Raw genomic sequence first — 14,384 nt, forward strand, 5'->3', positions numbered from 1 at the left:
GGGCGGCGACGTCGTCGAGCACGCGCAGCGCGACGACGGGCCGCTCGCGCAGCACCGCACGGAAGTCGTCCTGCCCGATGCGCAACGCGCACGTGTCGACGAGCGCCGTGGCGGTCTGCAGGTGGACCGGCTCACCGAGCGTGCCCATGGCGCCGAACAGCTCGCCCGGCACGAGCACGTCGGTGAGCGTCGGCGCGCCGTCCTCGGTGACGTGGGCGAGCGACACGGCACCCTGCGCGACGACGTACAGCGCGTCCGCGGGCTCGCCCGCGACGTACACGTGCTCGTGCGCGCGCACCGTCCGCGCGCGCATGCGCCGGTCGATGCCGTCGAGCGCGTCCGGGTCGAGCCCGGCGAAGTACGGGGTGCGGGACAGCACGTCCATCCGCACGGGCCGTGGGCACTGGTGCGGCAGGACGACCTCCCGCAGCGGGATGGTGCGCCGCTCACCGCCGGGTGCCATGGCTCCACGCCCTCCGCGGGTCTCGTCGGGACTGCTCGCGAGCAGTATCCCGCAGGCGCACCGGACGGGTCTGCGGACAACTGACGTGCGTCATGGAGGTGCGCGCGGCCGCTGCCTAGCGTGCTGGTCAGGTCGAGAGGGGCTCGACCACGAGACCAGTGAGGACGTCCGCCATGACGAGCACCACCACCACCCGTTCGGTGTTCCGCGCCGAGGGCTTCAGCTGCCCCTCGTGCGTCGCGGCGATCGAGAAGCAGGTCGGGCGGCTGCCCGGTGTCGAGCACGTCGCGGTGCGGTTCGCGTCCGGACGCGTCGAGGTCGACCACGACCCGGCCGTCGCGACGAGCGACGCGGTCGTCCGTGCCATCGCGAAGGCCGGCTACCGGGCGACGCCGGCCGCCGTCTGACCCACCCGCCCCCGTCGACGATCAGCGAGGAGACACCATGCCGTCCGTCCCTGCCCGCCTGCGCAGCCCGTGGGCGGTGCCGTCGCTCGCCGGCCCGCTCGTCGCGGCCGCGGTCGTCCTGTCCTGGAGCCAGGGCGTCAACCCGTTCGGTGCGCACGACGAGGCCGCCGGTTCGCCCGTGCTCGTCGCCTCCGACGTGCTCCTGCTCGTCGCGGCGCTGGTCGCCGGCCTGCCGATCGCGGTGCGGGCCGTGCGGGCGCTCGCGGTGCGGATGCTCGCGATCGAGCTGCTCGTGACCGTCGCCGCGGCCGGTGCGCTCGTCCTGGGGGAGCTCTGGGAGGCCGCGGCCGTCACGTGGCTGTTCGCGCTGGGCCACGCGCTCGAGGCCGCGACGCTGCGGCGCACCCGGTCCGCGCTCGCCGACCTCGTCGCGGTCGCACCCGAGCGTGCACTCGTGCTGCGGGACGGGGTGCCGGTCGAGGTGCCGGCCGAGTCCGTGCGCCGCGACGAGGAGGTCCTCGTCAGGAACGGTTCGCGGGTCCCCGTGGACGGTGTGGTCGTCGCAGGCGCCGGTGCGCTCGACGAGTCCGCGATCACCGGGGAGTCCATCCACGCGGAGAAGGGCCCCGGCGACGCGGTCTATGCGGGCACCGTGTCGCACAGCGGCGTCCTGCACGTGCGGGCCACGGGCGTCGGCGCGGACACGACCCTCGCCCGCATCATCCACCGGGTCGAGGAGGCGCAGGACGCGAAGGCGCCCACCCAGACGTTCATGGAGCGCTTCTCCGCCTGGTACACGCCCGCCGTCGTCGTCGGCGCGGTGCTCGCCGGCGTGCTGACGCGCGACGTCGGCCTCGCACTCACGCTGCTCGTCATCGGCTGCCCCGGGGCGCTGGTGATCTCGATCCCCGTCGCGGTGGTCGCCGGCGTGGGCCGCGGCGCGCGCGACGGGATCCTCGTCAAGGGCGGCGAGCACCTCGAGACCGCCGCCCGGGTCGACGCGGTCGCGCTCGACAAGACCGGCACGCTCACACGCGGCCGGCCGCGGGTCACCGACGTGGTCGCGCTCGTGGCGGACGTCACGGCCGACGAGGTCCTGGCGTGGGCGGCGCGCGCCGAGGCCGGCTCCGAGCACCCGCTCGCACCGCCCGTGCTGGAGGCGGCCGCCGAGGCAGGCCGGCCCGTCACCGGCCTGCCCGAGCGGACCGTCCCCGTCCCGGGCAAGGGTGTCGTCGCGTGGGTCGACGGCCGGCGCGTCGCCGTGGGGAACCTGCGCCTCGTCGCCGACGAGGCGCCCGCGGACCTGGCGTACGCACGCACCGAGGTGGCCCGGCTCGCGGCGCTGGGCCGTACGCCGGCCGTCGTGACCCTCGACGGTCGCGTCGTCGGGCTCGTCGCGCTCGCCGACGAGGTGCGACCCGACGCCGAGCTCCTGGTCGGCGCGCTGCACGACGCGGGGATCACCCGCGTCGTCATGCTCACGGGCGACGTCGGCCCGGTCGCCCGGGCCGTCGCGTCACGCCTCGGCGTCGACGAGGTCCGCGCGGAGCTCCTGCCCGACGACAAGCTCGCCGCCGTCGCGGCGCTCCGGGCCGCGGGCCACACCGTCGCGATGGTCGGTGACGGCGTCAACGACGCCCCGGCGCTCGCGGCTGCCGACGTGGGCGTCGCGATGGGTGCGGCCGGCACCGCCGTCGCGATCGAGACCGCCGACGTCGCGCTCATGACCGACGACCTGCTCGCGCTGCCCGCCGCGGTCCGGCTCGCGCGACGGACCGTGCGGGTCATGCGGCAGAACATCGCGATCGCCGTCGGCACGGTGGCGCTCCTGCTCGCGGGCGTGCTGGCGGGCGGGGTCACCATGGCCGCGGGGATGCTCGTGCACGAGGTCTCCGTCCTCGTCGTCATCGTCAACGCGATGCGTCTGGCGCGTGCGCGGGCCCACGTGCCGCACGTCCCGGAATACCCGGGCGGCCCGCGGGGCTGGGACTCGTATGCGAGCGATCACCTACTCCCGCTACGGCGGCGCTGACGTCCTCGAGCTCACCGAGCAGCCGACCCCCAAGGTCGGCGCCGACACCGTGCTGGTCCGCGTGCGGGCCGCGTCGGTCAACCCCGTCGACTGGAAGCTCCGGCAGGGCTACCTCGACGCGATCATGGACGTGCGCTTCCCGGTCGTGCCGGGCTGGGACGTCGCGGGCGTCGTCGAGAGCGTCGGCCTCGACACACCCGAGCTTCAGGTGGGCGACGAGGTCTTCGGCTACGTGCGCAAGGACTGGGTGCACGGCGGCACGTTCGCCGAGTACGTCTCGGCGCCGGTGCGCACCCTGGCCCGCAAGCCCACGACGCTGTCGTTCGAGGAGGCGGCCGCGGTCCCGCTCGCGGGTCTGACGGCGTACCAGTCGATCCGGCGGGCGGGTGTCACGGCCGGTCAGACGGTCCTCGTGCATGCGGCGGCCGGCGGTGTCGGCGGGTTCGCCGTGCAGATCGCGGCGGCGCTGGGCGCCACGGTCGTCGGGACCGCGTCCGAGGCGAACCACGAGTACCTGCGGGCGCTGGGCGCGCAGGCCGTGACCTACGGTGACGGGCTCGTCGAGCGCGTGCGCGCCCTCGCCCCCGACGGCGTCGACGTGGTCCTCGACTACGGGAGCCCGGACGCGGTCGCGACCGCGCCGTCGGTGCTGCGCGCGGGCGGGACGATCGCCTCGATCGTCGACGCGAAGGCGCGGGACGAGCTCGGCGGGCACTACGTGTGGGTGCGACCCGACTCCGCGGACCTGGCCGCGCTCGGCGCGCTGATCGACGACGGCAAGGTCGGTGTGGAGGTGGCGCAGGTGTTCGACCTTGCCGACGCCGCGGCCGCGCACGAGGCGAGCGCGTCCGGGCACGTGCGCGGGAAGGTCGTCGTCCGGGTCTGAGCGCGCGTCGTCGTCAGCAGGAGGTCGGCGCGTCCTCGCCCGCGAGGCGGGCGCTGGTCCAGGCGACCAGGTCGTGGGGGAGGCCCGAGGGTGGCTGGAGCACGTCCAGGTGCGAGGCGCCCTCGTAGGAGCGCAGTTCGAGCGTCGCGCCGGCCGCGCACGCCAGCGGCACGTACTCGCGTGTGAGCCGGTAGGGGACGATCGAGTCGGCCGTGCCGTGCCCGACGAACAGCGGCGCCCGCCACGGTCCCGTCGGCACGTTCTCGCGCAGCCGGTCCCCGATCACGCCCACGGTGCGTGACGTGCGCAGGATCGGCTGGTCGCGGGCGACGGCCAGGCCGGTCAGGACGGTGGCCAGGAGATCGACGTCGCGCCCGAGCCACACCGTCACGAGCAGGCCACCGACGACCCACAGCGCGCCCCCGAGCTACGACCAGCGGCCCGACCCACGGTCGAGCAGGTCCGCGACGCCCGACACCATCGCGCTCAGCCCCACGAACAGCCCGAGCACGCTCACCGCCGTGAGCGGTCGCACGACGAGGAACAGCCCGAGCGCGAGCAGCGCGACACCGAGGACCGCGCGGGCCCACCGTGGCGCGCGTGTGAGCAGCCACGGGACGGCGCGCCACCGTTCACGCAGCGGGCGGGCGGTGGGCCTCACGCAGCGAGGCTAGCGCCGGTCTCAGGGGTCCCAGCGCACCGAGCGCACGACGTCGAACGCCGTCGACGTCTTCAGGTCGCCCGCCGGGGCGGCGATCTGGATGAGCGCGGCCGCCGTCTCGCGCCGGTCGTGCACCGCGAGCACCAGGACCTGCCACAGTCCCTCGTCGGGAGGCCCCGCCTCGTAGGTCACGATGGCCGCACGCGCCGACGGCATGCCCTCCCACGCCACGCCGACCTCGTGGACCAGCGCATCGGGGCCCCAGTCCGTCGGGACGCGGTCGATCGCGGCCCGCACGGTCTGCGCCCCGCCACCTGAGATGTCCCACGCCATCACCGACGCGAGCGGCGTCTCGGCCTCGGCGGGGCGCAGGTGCCGGACCTCACCGGCCGGGTCGTCGACGCGGTCGACGACCCAGCCGGCGGGGACGTCGAAGCCCAGCGACTTCACGCTCACGCGTGAGCCGGCTCCCCTCAGCGGCTCGATGACGAGGGTGCGGGCAGGGGTCGACGTCGGCCGGGGTGCCGGGGTCTGCCGGTCACGCGTGAGCGAGTGACCGGGAGCGTTCTTCGGGGACGCGTCCTGGGCGGACGCACAGCCCGCGAGCAGCAGGACACAGGCCGCGGCCGCGGCCGCGGCGAGACGGTGACGCATGGCGCTCCCAGGGTGGGCACCGGTGGTGGCGGCGCCCACCGGCGGGTCAGAACACCTGGCGCAGGTTGGCCCGGGTGAGGTCGAGCAGCTCGTCGCCGCGGCCAGACAGTAGCGTGCGCAGCGCGTAGAGCGCGAAGCCCTTGGCCTGCTCGAGCTTGACCGACGGCGGGATGGTGAGCTCCTGCCGTTCGGTCACGACGTCGACGAACGCCGGGCCGTCGTACGCGAACGCCTCCTCCAGCGCCTTGCGCAGGTCCTTGGACCGCTCGACGCGGAACGCCTTGAGGCCCGCGGCCTCGGCGATCGCGGCGAGCGACGGGTTCTCGAGGTCGGTCGCGCTCGTGACGAAGCCGGCGGCCTTCATCTCGAGCTCGACGAAGTTGAGGGACGCGTTGTTGAACACGACGATCTTCACCGGGAGCTTGTTCTGCGTGAACGTCAGGAGCTCGCCGAGGAGCATCGCGACCCCGCCGTCGCCGGACATCGCGACGACCTGCCGGCCGGGGTGCGACGCGGCGACACCCACGGCCTGGGGGAGCGCGTTCGCCATCGAGCCGTGGATGAACGAGCCGATCACGCGGCGCCTGCCGTTCATCGTGAGGTAGCGGGCGGCCCAGATGACGGGCGAGCCGACGTCCGGGATGAACACGGCGTCGTCGGACGCGATCTCGTCGATCAGCCTCGCGACGTACTGGGGGTGCAGGGGCTGGTCACCCTTGCGCGGGGTCGCGAGGTCGTCGAGCTTGGTGCGCGTCTTGGCGTAGTGCGCGAGCGCCTCCTCGAGGTGTCCGCGGTCGTCGTGCCGGCGCAGCAGCGGCTGCAGGCCCAGGAGCGTCTCGCGGACGTCGCCGACGAGGCCGAGCTCCAGGTGTGCGCGGCGGCCGAGCCGCTCGCCGCGGATGTCGACCTGGATGACCTTGGCCTTCTCGGGCAGGAACGGCTGGTACGGGAAGTCGGTGCCGAGCATGAGCAGGGTGTCGCACGACTCCATGGCCTTGTACCCGGACGCGAAGCCGAGCAGCCCGGTCATGCCGACGTCGAACGGGTTGTCGTGCTCGACGAAGTGCTTGGAACGCAGCGTGTGCACGATGGGCGCGCCGAGCGTGTCGGCGAGCGCGATGAGCTCGGCGTGCGCACCCTCGGTGCCGGCGCCGGCGAGGATGGTCACCCGCTTCGCCTCGTCGAGGAGCCGCGCGGCCTGCGCGAGCTCGTCGTCGGACGGGATGATGCGCGGCCGCGACGCGCGCACGGCGGTCGCGGTCTCGTCGAGCGCGTCGGCGAGCGCGACGTCGCCGGGGATGACGACGACGGCGACGCCCTTCTTCTCCACCGCGGCCTGCATCGCGGCGCGCATGACGCGCGGCATCTGGACGGGGGAGGCCGCGTACTCGACGTACACGGAGCACTCGCGGAACAGCTCCTGCGGGTGGGTCTCCTGGAAGTACCCGGAGCCGATCTCGGAGGTGGGGATGTGCGCGGCGATCGCGAGTACCGGGACGCCCGAGCGCTGCGCGTCGAACAGGCCGTTGATGAGGTGCAGGTTGCCCGGGCCGCACGAGCCGACGCAGACCGCGAGCTCACCGGTGAGAGCCGCCTCGGCACCCGCCGCGAACGCCGCGGCCTCCTCGTGGCGCACGTGCACCCAGTCGATCCCCGATCCGCGCAGCGCGTCGGTGAACCCGTTGAGCGAGTCGCCCGGGATGCCGTAGACGCGCTGCACGCCGGAGGCGACGAGCGTGTCGACCATGTTCTTCGCGACGGTGGTCATGCGTGTTCTCCTCGGTCTGGAGCCGGTGGTGCGGCGGGGTCTGCCGCGGGTCGTGAGGTGGGCACGGCGATCGCGGGCCAGACGAGGGCGCACACAGACTCGGCGAGGTCGTCGTCGAGCGGGGCGTGCCCCCACACCAGCCTGTGGTAAGCGGGCGCGAACAGCGCGTCGACGACGAGGTCGGGGTCCGTGCCGGCGTGCAGCTCGCCCGCCGCGACGCCGCGCGCCACGTGGTGCAGGGCGGCCTGTCGGCGCGGCTCCATCCACTGGTCGAGCAGCGCGGTGCTCGTCGCGGCGTCGCTGATCGAGGCCGCCATGAGCTGGCGGATGAGCCCGCCCGCAGGGGTGTCGCGCAGCAGGTGGACCAGGGCGTCGACCTGCGCGGTCAGCGCGTCGCGCACCGGCATGTCGTCGTCGAACTCGATGCTCGTGTGGAAGCGCTCGAGGAGCCCTTCGAGGAGCACGGCCGCCGTGGAGGGCCACCACTTGTAGAGGGTCGTGCGTGAGACGCCCGCGCGGGACGCGATCGCGTCCATCGTCGGCAGCGCCGCGCTGGTGAGCGCGAGCTCCGCCGCGGCGTCCAGGACCGCGCGCCGTCGCTCGGCCGACCGGGGTCGGCCGCGGCGCGGCGGCGAATTCATGGACACGGCGTCCACTATATGCCTGGCGCGGGGGCGGGACCGTGTCGCTCGGCTGTCTCGTCGCTCACGCCCGAGCCCGCCGCCGTGCCGCCCTCCAGGGCCGCCTCACAGGAGCCGGCGGTCCCCGTCCCGCACCACGCGCAGCCACCGGTAGCCGTACGCCGGCAGCTCGAGCTCGGCCCGGCCGCGCTCGTCGAGCTCGGTGTCGCCCGCCTGCAGCAGGTCCGCGAGCCGCACCGCCGGTCCGTCGTCCTCAGGCACGCAGTCGGGGAGGCGCAGCGGCACCGTGACCGCGCGCGGCGCGAAGTTGTGCAGCGCGACCATCGACCCGTCACCCCAGGTCACCCGGTGCGCGAGCACCGAGTCGTGCGGCTGGTCGAGGATCTCCACCTCGCGCGCCCACCCCAGCTCGGGGCACTCCCGGTACCGGTGCGCGAGCGTCGTGACGAACGTCAGCAGCGAGTCCGGGTCGCGGCGCTGCGCCGCGACGTTGACGTGCACGGGCGCGTACCCGTCCTCGACGACCGGCCCCGGCAGCCGGGACGGCGCCGCGCGGCTGAACCCGCCGTTGTGCCCCTCGTTCCACTGCATCGGCGTGCGCACCGCGAGCCGACCCTCGGCCGCGAGGTTCTCGCCCATGCCGATCTCCTCGCCGTAGAACAGCACCGGCGTGCCCGGCAGCGAGAACAGCAGCGAGTACACCATCCGCACGTGCCGCGGGTCGCCGTCGAGCATGGTGGGCAACCGTCGGCGCAGGCCACGCCCGTACAGCTGCATGTCCGGGTCCGGGCCGAACGCCGCGAACACCTCGGCACGCTCGTCGTCGGACAGCTTGTCGAGCGTCAGCTCGTCGTGGTTGCGCACGAACGTCGCCCACTGCGCGTCGTGCGGGATGGTCGGCCTCCCCGCGAGCGTCGTCGCGAGCGGGCGCGCGTCCTGCCGGGCCAGCGACAGGTACAGCTGCTGCATCCCGACGAAGTCGAACTGCAGCGTCAGCTCGGTGCCGTCCGCGGTCCCGTCCCCGTCGTCGTCACCGAAGAACCGGCGCTGCTGCTCGTACGGGAGGTTGACCTCGCCCATGAGGATCGCCTCGCCGTTGCGGCGCGTGAGGAACGAGCGCAGGTCGCGCAGGTAGTCGTGCGGGTCCTCCAGGTCGTCGTGCGGGGACTTGGCGGTGTCCGCCAGGAAGAACGGCACCGCGTCGACCCGGAACCCCGACAGCCCGAGCTGCGTCCAGTAGCTGACCACCTTCGCGATCTCGTCGCGCACCCGGGGGTTGGCGGTGTTGAGGTCCGGCTGGTGCCGGTAGAACCGGTGCCGGTACCACTCGCCCGTCGCCTCGTCGAGCGTCCAGATGCCCTGCTCCTGGTCGGGGAACACCACCTGGTCGCTCGTGTCCGGCGGCTTCGTCGCCGACCACACGTAGTAGTCGCGGTACGGCGAGTCCTTCGACCGGCGCGCCGAGCGGAACCACGGGTGCCGGTCGCTCGTGTGGTTCACGACGAGGTCCGCGATCACCCGGATGCCCCGGTCGCGCGCCGTGCGCACCAGCTCGACGAGGTCACCCACGTCGCCCAGCCGCGGGTCCACGCCCAGGAAGTCCGTGATGTCGTAGCCGTCGTCGCGGTCCGCGGTCGGGTAGAACGGCATGAGCCACAGGCACGTGACCCCCAGGTCCGCGAGGTGGTCGATGCGCTGGGTGAGGCCGTGCACGTCGCCGACGCCGTCGTCGTCCCAGTCCATGAACGTCTCGATGTCCAGGCAGTAGATCACCGCGGTCTTCCACCACAGGTCGCCCGTGTCGCGGACCCTCATGCGCGCACCTCCCGCAGCGCCGGGAGCAGGTGCTCGCCGGCCATGTCGAGGAAGCGGTCGAGCGTCGCGTCGCGCGGCGTCGCCGTCGGGGCGGCGCTGGGGTGCTTGTCGTCCGACACCCGCGGGTCGGTCGCCACCTGGTGCACGTAGACCGCGTCGAACCCGATCCCGACGAGGTCCGCGAGCCGGTCCGCGAGCCGAGCCGGGTCGTGCTCCACGAGCACCGACGCGCGCACCGCGTCGTCGGACACGTGCGGCGCGAGCGAGTCGAACGCCTCCGGGGTGTCGAGGTCCCACGCGAGCGGCGGCCCGAACACCTGCACCCCCCACTGCTCCCGCGCGACCGCGAGCGCCTCCGCCGGGTCCGGGGACCAGCTCACGTGCACCTGCAGCGCGACCGTGCCGCGTCCGCCCGCCTCCCGGTACGCACCCACGACCTCGCGCAGTCGCTCCGGATGCTGGTTCACCGTGACGAGGCCGTCGGCCCACTGCGCGTGGGCGGCCGCGGTCGCGGGTGTCACCGCGGGGCCGACCAGCCTCGGCGGCTCGTCGGGCAGCGTCCACAGCTTCGCGCGGTCCACGCGGACCAGACCGTCGTGCGAGACTTCCTCGCCCGCGAGCAGCGCCCGGATCACCCCGACGCACTCGCGCAGCCGGGCGTCGCGCACCCCCTTGGCGGGCCAGCCGTCACCGGTGACGTGCTCGTTGAGGTTCTCGCCCGAGCCCAGCGCGACCCAGAACCGCCCCGGGAACATCGCCGCGAGCGTCGCCGCTGCCTGCGCGACGATCACGGGGTGGTAGCGCTGGCCGGGCGCGTTGACCACGCCGAACGGCAGGCTCGTCGTCGCGAGCGCAGCACCCAGCCACGACCACGCGAACCCGGAGTGGCCTTGCGTCGCGCTCCACGGCGCGAAGTGGTCCGAGCACATGCCCGCGTCGAAGCCCACCTCCTGCGCGCGCTGCGCGGCGGCGAGCAGCCGGCCGGGGTGGACCTGCTCGTGCGAGTGATGGAACCCGATCGTCACCATGGTCGTCGTTCCTACCTGCACCCGGCCGGTTTCGCGCGCCGAGCGGCTCCCGGTCGCGGCACCGGCGCGCGGGACGCACCATGGACCCCACCCTCGGACGGGGGGCGGCGACGGAGGGGGAACCATGGTCACGGTCGTGCGACGCATGAGCTGCGCACCCGCCGCGGTGCTCGACGTCCTCGCCGACGGCTGGAGCTACGCCGCCTGGGTCGTCGGGACGTCGCGGATCCGGTCGGTCAGCCCCGACTGGCCCGTCGAGGGAGCCCGGATCGAGCACTCCGTGGGCCTGTGGCCCGCGCTCCTCGACGACGTCACCGACGTGCGCACGTGGGACCCCGAGCACGGCATCGACCTCGTGGCGCGCGGGTGGCCCGCGGGGGAGGCCGCCATCTCGATCCGCGTCAAGGCGAGCGGCGACGGGTGCCTGGTCCGCATCGACGAGGACGCGGTCCGAGGTCCGGGCACGCTCGTGCCGCGGCCCCTGCGCGCGGCCGTGCTGCGCGCGCGCAACACCGAGTCGCTGCGGCGCCTCGCGTACATCGCGGAGCGCCGCACCTCGTCGGACTGACGTCCCTTCTCGCGGTGCGCGACCTGGGACATTCTGGTCACCGACACCGCGCGCACGCGGGTCGCCTGCGCCAGACTTGCTCGCAGCCGGCGGGGCGGACGGACGAGGGAGACGGCGCATGAGCTTGCTGCGGACGAAGACGATCGAGCAGTCGCTGGCCGACGCCGACGAGCCCGAGTACCAGCTCAAGCGGTCGCTCGGGCCGCTCGACCTCATCGTCTTCGGCGTCGGCGTCGTCATCGGTGCCGGCATCTTCACGCTCACCGGGCGCGCGGCGCACGAGACCGCCGGCCCGGCGATCGTCCTGTCGTTCGTGGTCGCGGCGGTCTGCTGCGCGCTCGCCGCGATGTGCTACGCCGAGTTCGCGTCCACCGTGCCGGTGTCCGGCTCCGCGTACACCTTCAGCTACGCGAGCCTCGGGGAGCTGCTCGCCTGGATCGTCGGGTGGGACCTGCTGCTCGAGATGTTCCTCGGCGCGAGCGTCGTCGCGCAGGGGTGGAGCGCGTACCTCGGCACCTTCCTGTCCCAGGTCGGCTTCGACATCCCCGAGTCGATCGGGTACGGCGGCGTGGTGGACGTGCCGGCGGTCGTGCTGGTGCTCGTGCTCGGCGGGCTCATCACGATCGGCATCAAGGAGTCCATGCGGGTCAACCTCGTGCTCGTCGGGATCAAGCTGTTCATCGTGCTGTTCGTGATCTTCGCGGGCATCCAGTTCGTCTCGGCGGCCAACTACGAGCCGTTCGTGCCCCCGTCGCAGCCCACCGAGACCACCTCCGGCCTCACGCAGCCCCTGCTCCAGGCGATGCTCGGCATCGAGCCCGCCGCGTTCGGCGTGGGCGGGATCTTCGCCGGGGCGGCGCTCGTGTTCTTCGCCTACATCGGGTTCGACGTCGTCGCGACGACCGCCGAGGAGACCCGCAACCCGAAGCGCGACCTGCCGATCGGCATCATCGGCTCGCTGCTCATCTGCACGGTCCTGTACTGCGCGGTCGCGCTCGTCGTGACCGGGATGGTGCCGTTCGACGAGCTGTCCCCGGAGGCCGCCCTCGCCAACGCGTTCGAGGTGCACGGGCAGGACTGGATGGCGACCGTGATCTCCGCGGGCGCGGTCGCGGGGCTGACCACCGTGGTGCTGACGCTCATGATCGGCGCGTCCCGCGTGATGTTCGCGATGAGCCGCGACCACCTGCTGCCGCCCGGCCTCGCGAAGGTCCACCCGACGTTCCGCACGCCGTGGGTCATCACCGCGATCGTCACGGCGGTGTGCGCGGTCGTCGCCGGGCTGACCCCCGTGGGCGTGCTCGAGGAGATGGTCAACATCGGGACGCTGTCGGCGTTCGTCCTGGTCAGCATCGGGGTCATCGTGCTCCGGCGCACCCGCCCGGACCTGCCGCGCGCGTTCCGGGTGCCGTGGGTGCCGGTGCTGCCGATCGCCTCGGCCGCCATCTGCCTCTACCTCGCGCTCAACCTGCCCGTCGAGACGTGGCTGCGGTTCGTCGCGTGGCTCGCGATCGGGTTCGTCATCTACTTCACCTACTCCCGCGGGCACTCGCGGGTCGGGAAGGCCCAGGAGCCGGCGCGGACGCCGGTGCGGCCAGGCTGACCTGGCTCTTTGGTGGGATGAATCGGTCGTCGTACACTCGACGGGCGCTGTCGTCCCGGACCTGGGACGACGAGACGCGACCGACGAGTTCTCGACGAACTCCCGTCCCCGAGGAGCTGCTCCGCGTGAGCGCGTGGAACCTGACCGAGCGCCGTGCCGTCGACCTGTCCCTGGTCGCCAGCGCGCTCTGTCGCCGCGCACGCAGCTGGTGAGCCCGGCCCGCCCGGCCTGACCCTTCCTCGCGCCGGCGTCACGCCCGCGCCCCCGCACCGACCTCCTGCGTCGGTCCTCCCCGCCGCGCCCTCGCGGCCCGCGCACCTTCGTCGGGCTCCGCCCCTCCCCGGTGCCGTCCCCCTGATCGCGGCACGACGCGCGTCGTCGTGCGCCCTCGAAAGGTCTCCACGTGTCCGACACGTCCACCCTTCCGCCCGCCCGCACGCGGCGGCGGTTCCCCTCCTTCACCGTCCAGGTGGTGCTCGGCCTCGCCCTCGGCGTGCTGCTCGGCTGGGTCGCCCTCCGGCTGGGACCCGTCGCCGACGGCTCCGAGAACTGGCTGACGACGACGCTCGACACCATCGGGGCGTCGTTCGTCACCCTGCTCAAGGCGATCGTGCCGCCGCTCGTCTTCCTCGCCATCGTCGCGTCCATCGCGAACCTGCGGCACGTCACCAACGCCGCCCGCCTCGCGGGCCAGACGCTGCTGTGGTTCGCCATCACCGCCGCGATCTCGGTCGCCGTGGGCATCGGCCTCGGGCTGCTGTTCCAGCCCGGCGCGCGCTCCACCCTCGACCCGAGCACCGGCAGCGAGCCCACCAGGACCGGCTCCTGGATCGACTTCCTCAACGGTCTGATCCCGGGCAACTTCCTCGGTCTCGGCGCCTCGACCCAGGTCGAGGACGGCACCGCGAGCACGTCGATCTCGTTCAACGTGCTGCAGATCGTCGTCGTCGCGCTCGTCGTCGGCATCGCCGCGCTGCGCACCGGCAAGGCGGCCGAGCCGTTCCTCGCGTTCAACCGGTCCGCGCTCGCCGTGGTCCAGAAGGTCCTGTGGTGGGTCATCCGCCTCGCGCCGCTCGGGACCCTCGGCCTCATCGGCAAGGCCGTCGCCACCTACGGGTGGGACCTGCTCTCGCCGCTCGCCACCTACGCCGCCGCGATCTACACCGGGCTGCTCGTCGTGCTGCTCGTCGTGTACCCCGTGATCCTGCGGGCGCACGGGCTGCACGTGCTGTCGTTCTTCCGCGGCGCGTGGCCCGCGATCCAGCTCGCGTTCGTCTCGCGGTCCTCGGTCGGCACGCTGCCCGTGACGCAGCGCGTCACCGAGCGGAACCTCGGCGTGCCGTCCTCGTACGCGTCGTTCGCCGTGCCGCTCGGCGCGACGACCAAGATGGACGGTTGCGCCTCGATCTACCCGGCCATCTCCGCGATCTTCGTCGCCCAGATCTTCGGGATCGACCTGTCCGTCACGGACTACCTGCTCATCGCGTTCGTGTCCGTCGTCGGGTCCGCGGCCACCGCCGGTCTCACCGGCGCGGTCGTCATGCTCACGCTCACGCTCTCGACCCTGGGGCTGCCGCTCGCCGGCGTCGGGCTGCTGCTCGCGATCGACCCGATCCTCGACATGGGCCGCACCGCCGTGAACGTCGCGGGCCAGGCGCTCGTGCCGACCGTCGTCGCACGACGCGAGGGCATCCTCGACCTCGAGCGGTACCGGTCCGCGTCGGTGGAGGACCTGTTCTCCGACGACGAGCCCGTGACGGTCGTCGAGGCGCAGGACCCGGTCGCGAGCCGTGAGCCGGTCGCGGTGGGCTGACGTCGACCTTCCGGGCGTCTGCGGACGACGAAGGGCCCCGATCGC

Annotated in this window: 14 protein-coding genes; 6 read left to right on the top strand and 8 right to left on the bottom strand. The window is 73.5% G+C overall.

Translation table 11 applies throughout. The features are described from left to right. A partial coding sequence (locus CUD01_RS13115; protein ID WP_141321681.1) for a cyclic nucleotide-binding domain-containing protein occupies positions 1–463 on the bottom strand: 463 nt, incomplete at its 3' end. 173 nt (positions 464–636) lie between these two features. Here CUD01_RS13115 and CUD01_RS13120 point away from each other — a divergent pair. From CUD01_RS13120 to CUD01_RS13130, 3 genes are read left to right on the top strand one after another with little or no spacing between them, the layout of a single operon-like run. Then, positions 637–870 carry a heavy-metal-associated domain-containing protein gene (locus CUD01_RS13120; protein ID WP_141321683.1) on the top strand — a complete coding sequence of 78 codons (234 nt, stop codon included), beginning with the start codon at positions 637–639 and terminating at the stop codon, positions 868–870. Positions 871–907: 37 nt separating this feature from the next. Next, positions 908–2,902 carry a heavy metal translocating P-type ATPase gene (locus CUD01_RS13125; protein WP_141321685.1) on the top strand — a complete coding sequence of 665 codons (1,995 nt, stop codon included), beginning with the start codon at positions 908–910 and terminating at the stop codon, positions 2,900–2,902. Further along, the gene (locus tag CUD01_RS13130; protein WP_141321687.1) at positions 2,865–3,788 is read left to right on the top strand and encodes an NADP-dependent oxidoreductase; all 924 of its coding nucleotides are present in this window, start codon (positions 2,865–2,867) and stop codon (positions 3,786–3,788) included. Before CUD01_RS13125 ends, CUD01_RS13130 begins: the two co-directional genes overlap by 38 nt. Before the next feature lie 13 nt (positions 3,789–3,801). On the opposite strand, the gene CUD01_RS13135 is transcribed toward CUD01_RS13130, so the two are convergent. The 7 genes from CUD01_RS13135 to CUD01_RS13165 all read right to left on the bottom strand — a co-directional run bounded on the left by CUD01_RS13135 (position 3,802) and on the right by CUD01_RS13165 (position 10,355). Further along, on the bottom strand, positions 3,802–4,179 hold the full coding sequence (locus tag CUD01_RS13135; protein ID WP_141321689.1) for an alpha/beta hydrolase family protein: 378 nt from the start codon (positions 4,177–4,179) through the stop codon (positions 3,802–3,804). A 36-nt stretch (positions 4,180–4,215) separates the two neighbouring features. Continuing rightward, positions 4,216–4,449 (bottom strand): DUF308 domain-containing protein, encoded by a 234-nt coding sequence (locus CUD01_RS13140; protein ID WP_141321691.1) that lies wholly within the window; start codon positions 4,447–4,449, stop codon positions 4,216–4,218. A gap of 21 nt (positions 4,450–4,470) precedes the next feature. Further along, entirely contained in the window at positions 4,471–5,103 is a 633-nt protein-coding gene (locus CUD01_RS13145) for a hypothetical protein (RefSeq protein WP_141321693.1), read from the bottom strand. A 46-nt stretch (positions 5,104–5,149) separates the two neighbouring features. Then, positions 5,150–6,871, bottom strand: a complete 1,722-nt coding sequence (gene poxB / locus CUD01_RS13150; RefSeq protein WP_094179579.1) for a ubiquinone-dependent pyruvate dehydrogenase — start codon at positions 6,869–6,871, stop codon at positions 5,150–5,152. Continuing rightward, positions 6,868–7,512 (bottom strand): TetR/AcrR family transcriptional regulator, encoded by a 645-nt coding sequence (locus CUD01_RS13155; RefSeq protein ID WP_094182062.1) that lies wholly within the window; start codon positions 7,510–7,512, stop codon positions 6,868–6,870. The genes poxB and CUD01_RS13155 overlap by 4 nt, the downstream gene beginning before the upstream one ends. Positions 7,513–7,617: 105 nt before the next feature. Next, on the bottom strand, positions 7,618–9,327 hold the full coding sequence (locus CUD01_RS13160; protein ID WP_094179580.1) for an alpha-amylase family protein: 1,710 nt from the start codon (positions 9,325–9,327) through the stop codon (positions 7,618–7,620). Further along, entirely contained in the window at positions 9,324–10,355 is a 1,032-nt protein-coding gene (locus CUD01_RS13165; RefSeq protein WP_094179581.1) for a TIGR03885 family FMN-dependent LLM class oxidoreductase, read from the bottom strand. The genes CUD01_RS13160 and CUD01_RS13165 overlap by 4 nt, the downstream gene beginning before the upstream one ends. 124 nt (positions 10,356–10,479) lie before the next feature. Between CUD01_RS13165 and CUD01_RS13170 the strand changes: the two genes are divergently transcribed. From CUD01_RS13170 to CUD01_RS13180, 3 genes are all read left to right on the top strand, one after another. Further along, positions 10,480–10,923: an SRPBCC family protein gene (locus CUD01_RS13170; protein ID WP_094179582.1), complete on the top strand. Its 444-nt coding sequence runs from the start codon at positions 10,480–10,482 to the stop codon at positions 10,921–10,923. 118 nt (positions 10,924–11,041) lie between these two features. After that, complete coding sequence (locus tag CUD01_RS13175) at positions 11,042–12,526, top strand: amino acid permease (RefSeq protein ID WP_141321695.1); 1,485 nt, start codon at positions 11,042–11,044, stop codon at positions 12,524–12,526. 403 nt (positions 12,527–12,929) lie between these two features. Continuing rightward, positions 12,930–14,339 carry a dicarboxylate/amino acid:cation symporter gene (locus tag CUD01_RS13180; RefSeq protein WP_141321697.1) on the top strand — a complete coding sequence of 470 codons (1,410 nt, stop codon included), beginning with the start codon at positions 12,930–12,932 and terminating at the stop codon, positions 14,337–14,339. The last annotated feature ends 45 nt before the right edge of the window (positions 14,340–14,384 follow it).

Source organism: Cellulomonas uda, assembly GCF_006538705.1.
GTDB lineage: Bacteria > Actinomycetota > Actinomycetes > Actinomycetales > Cellulomonadaceae > Cellulomonas > Cellulomonas uda.

What these genes read in the sequence shown, in the direction of transcription:
- CUD01_RS13165 (WP_094179581.1), bottom strand. Translation starts at nt 10,355, where the DNA reads ATGGTGACGATCGGGTTCCATCACTCGCACGAGCAGGTCCACCCCGGC.
- CUD01_RS13170 (WP_094179582.1), top strand. Translation starts at nt 10,480, where the DNA reads ATGGTCACGGTCGTGCGACGCATGAGCTGCGCACCCGCCGCGGTGCTC.
- CUD01_RS13155 (WP_094182062.1), bottom strand. Translation starts at nt 7,512, where the DNA reads ATGAATTCGCCGCCGCGCCGCGGCCGACCCCGGTCGGCCGAGCGACGG.
- CUD01_RS13125 (WP_141321685.1), top strand. Translation starts at nt 908, where the DNA reads ATGCCGTCCGTCCCTGCCCGCCTGCGCAGCCCGTGGGCGGTGCCGTCG.
- poxB (WP_094179579.1), bottom strand. Translation starts at nt 6,871, where the DNA reads ATGACCACCGTCGCGAAGAACATGGTCGACACGCTCGTCGCCTCCGGC.
- CUD01_RS13130 (WP_141321687.1), top strand. Translation starts at nt 2,865, where the DNA reads ATGCGAGCGATCACCTACTCCCGCTACGGCGGCGCTGACGTCCTCGAG.
- CUD01_RS13145 (WP_141321693.1), bottom strand. Translation starts at nt 5,103, where the DNA reads ATGCGTCACCGTCTCGCCGCGGCCGCGGCCGCGGCCTGTGTCCTGCTG.
- CUD01_RS13175 (WP_141321695.1), top strand. Translation starts at nt 11,042, where the DNA reads ATGAGCTTGCTGCGGACGAAGACGATCGAGCAGTCGCTGGCCGACGCC.
- CUD01_RS13160 (WP_094179580.1), bottom strand. Translation starts at nt 9,327, where the DNA reads ATGAGGGTCCGCGACACGGGCGACCTGTGGTGGAAGACCGCGGTGATC.
- CUD01_RS13120 (WP_141321683.1), top strand. Translation starts at nt 637, where the DNA reads ATGACGAGCACCACCACCACCCGTTCGGTGTTCCGCGCCGAGGGCTTC.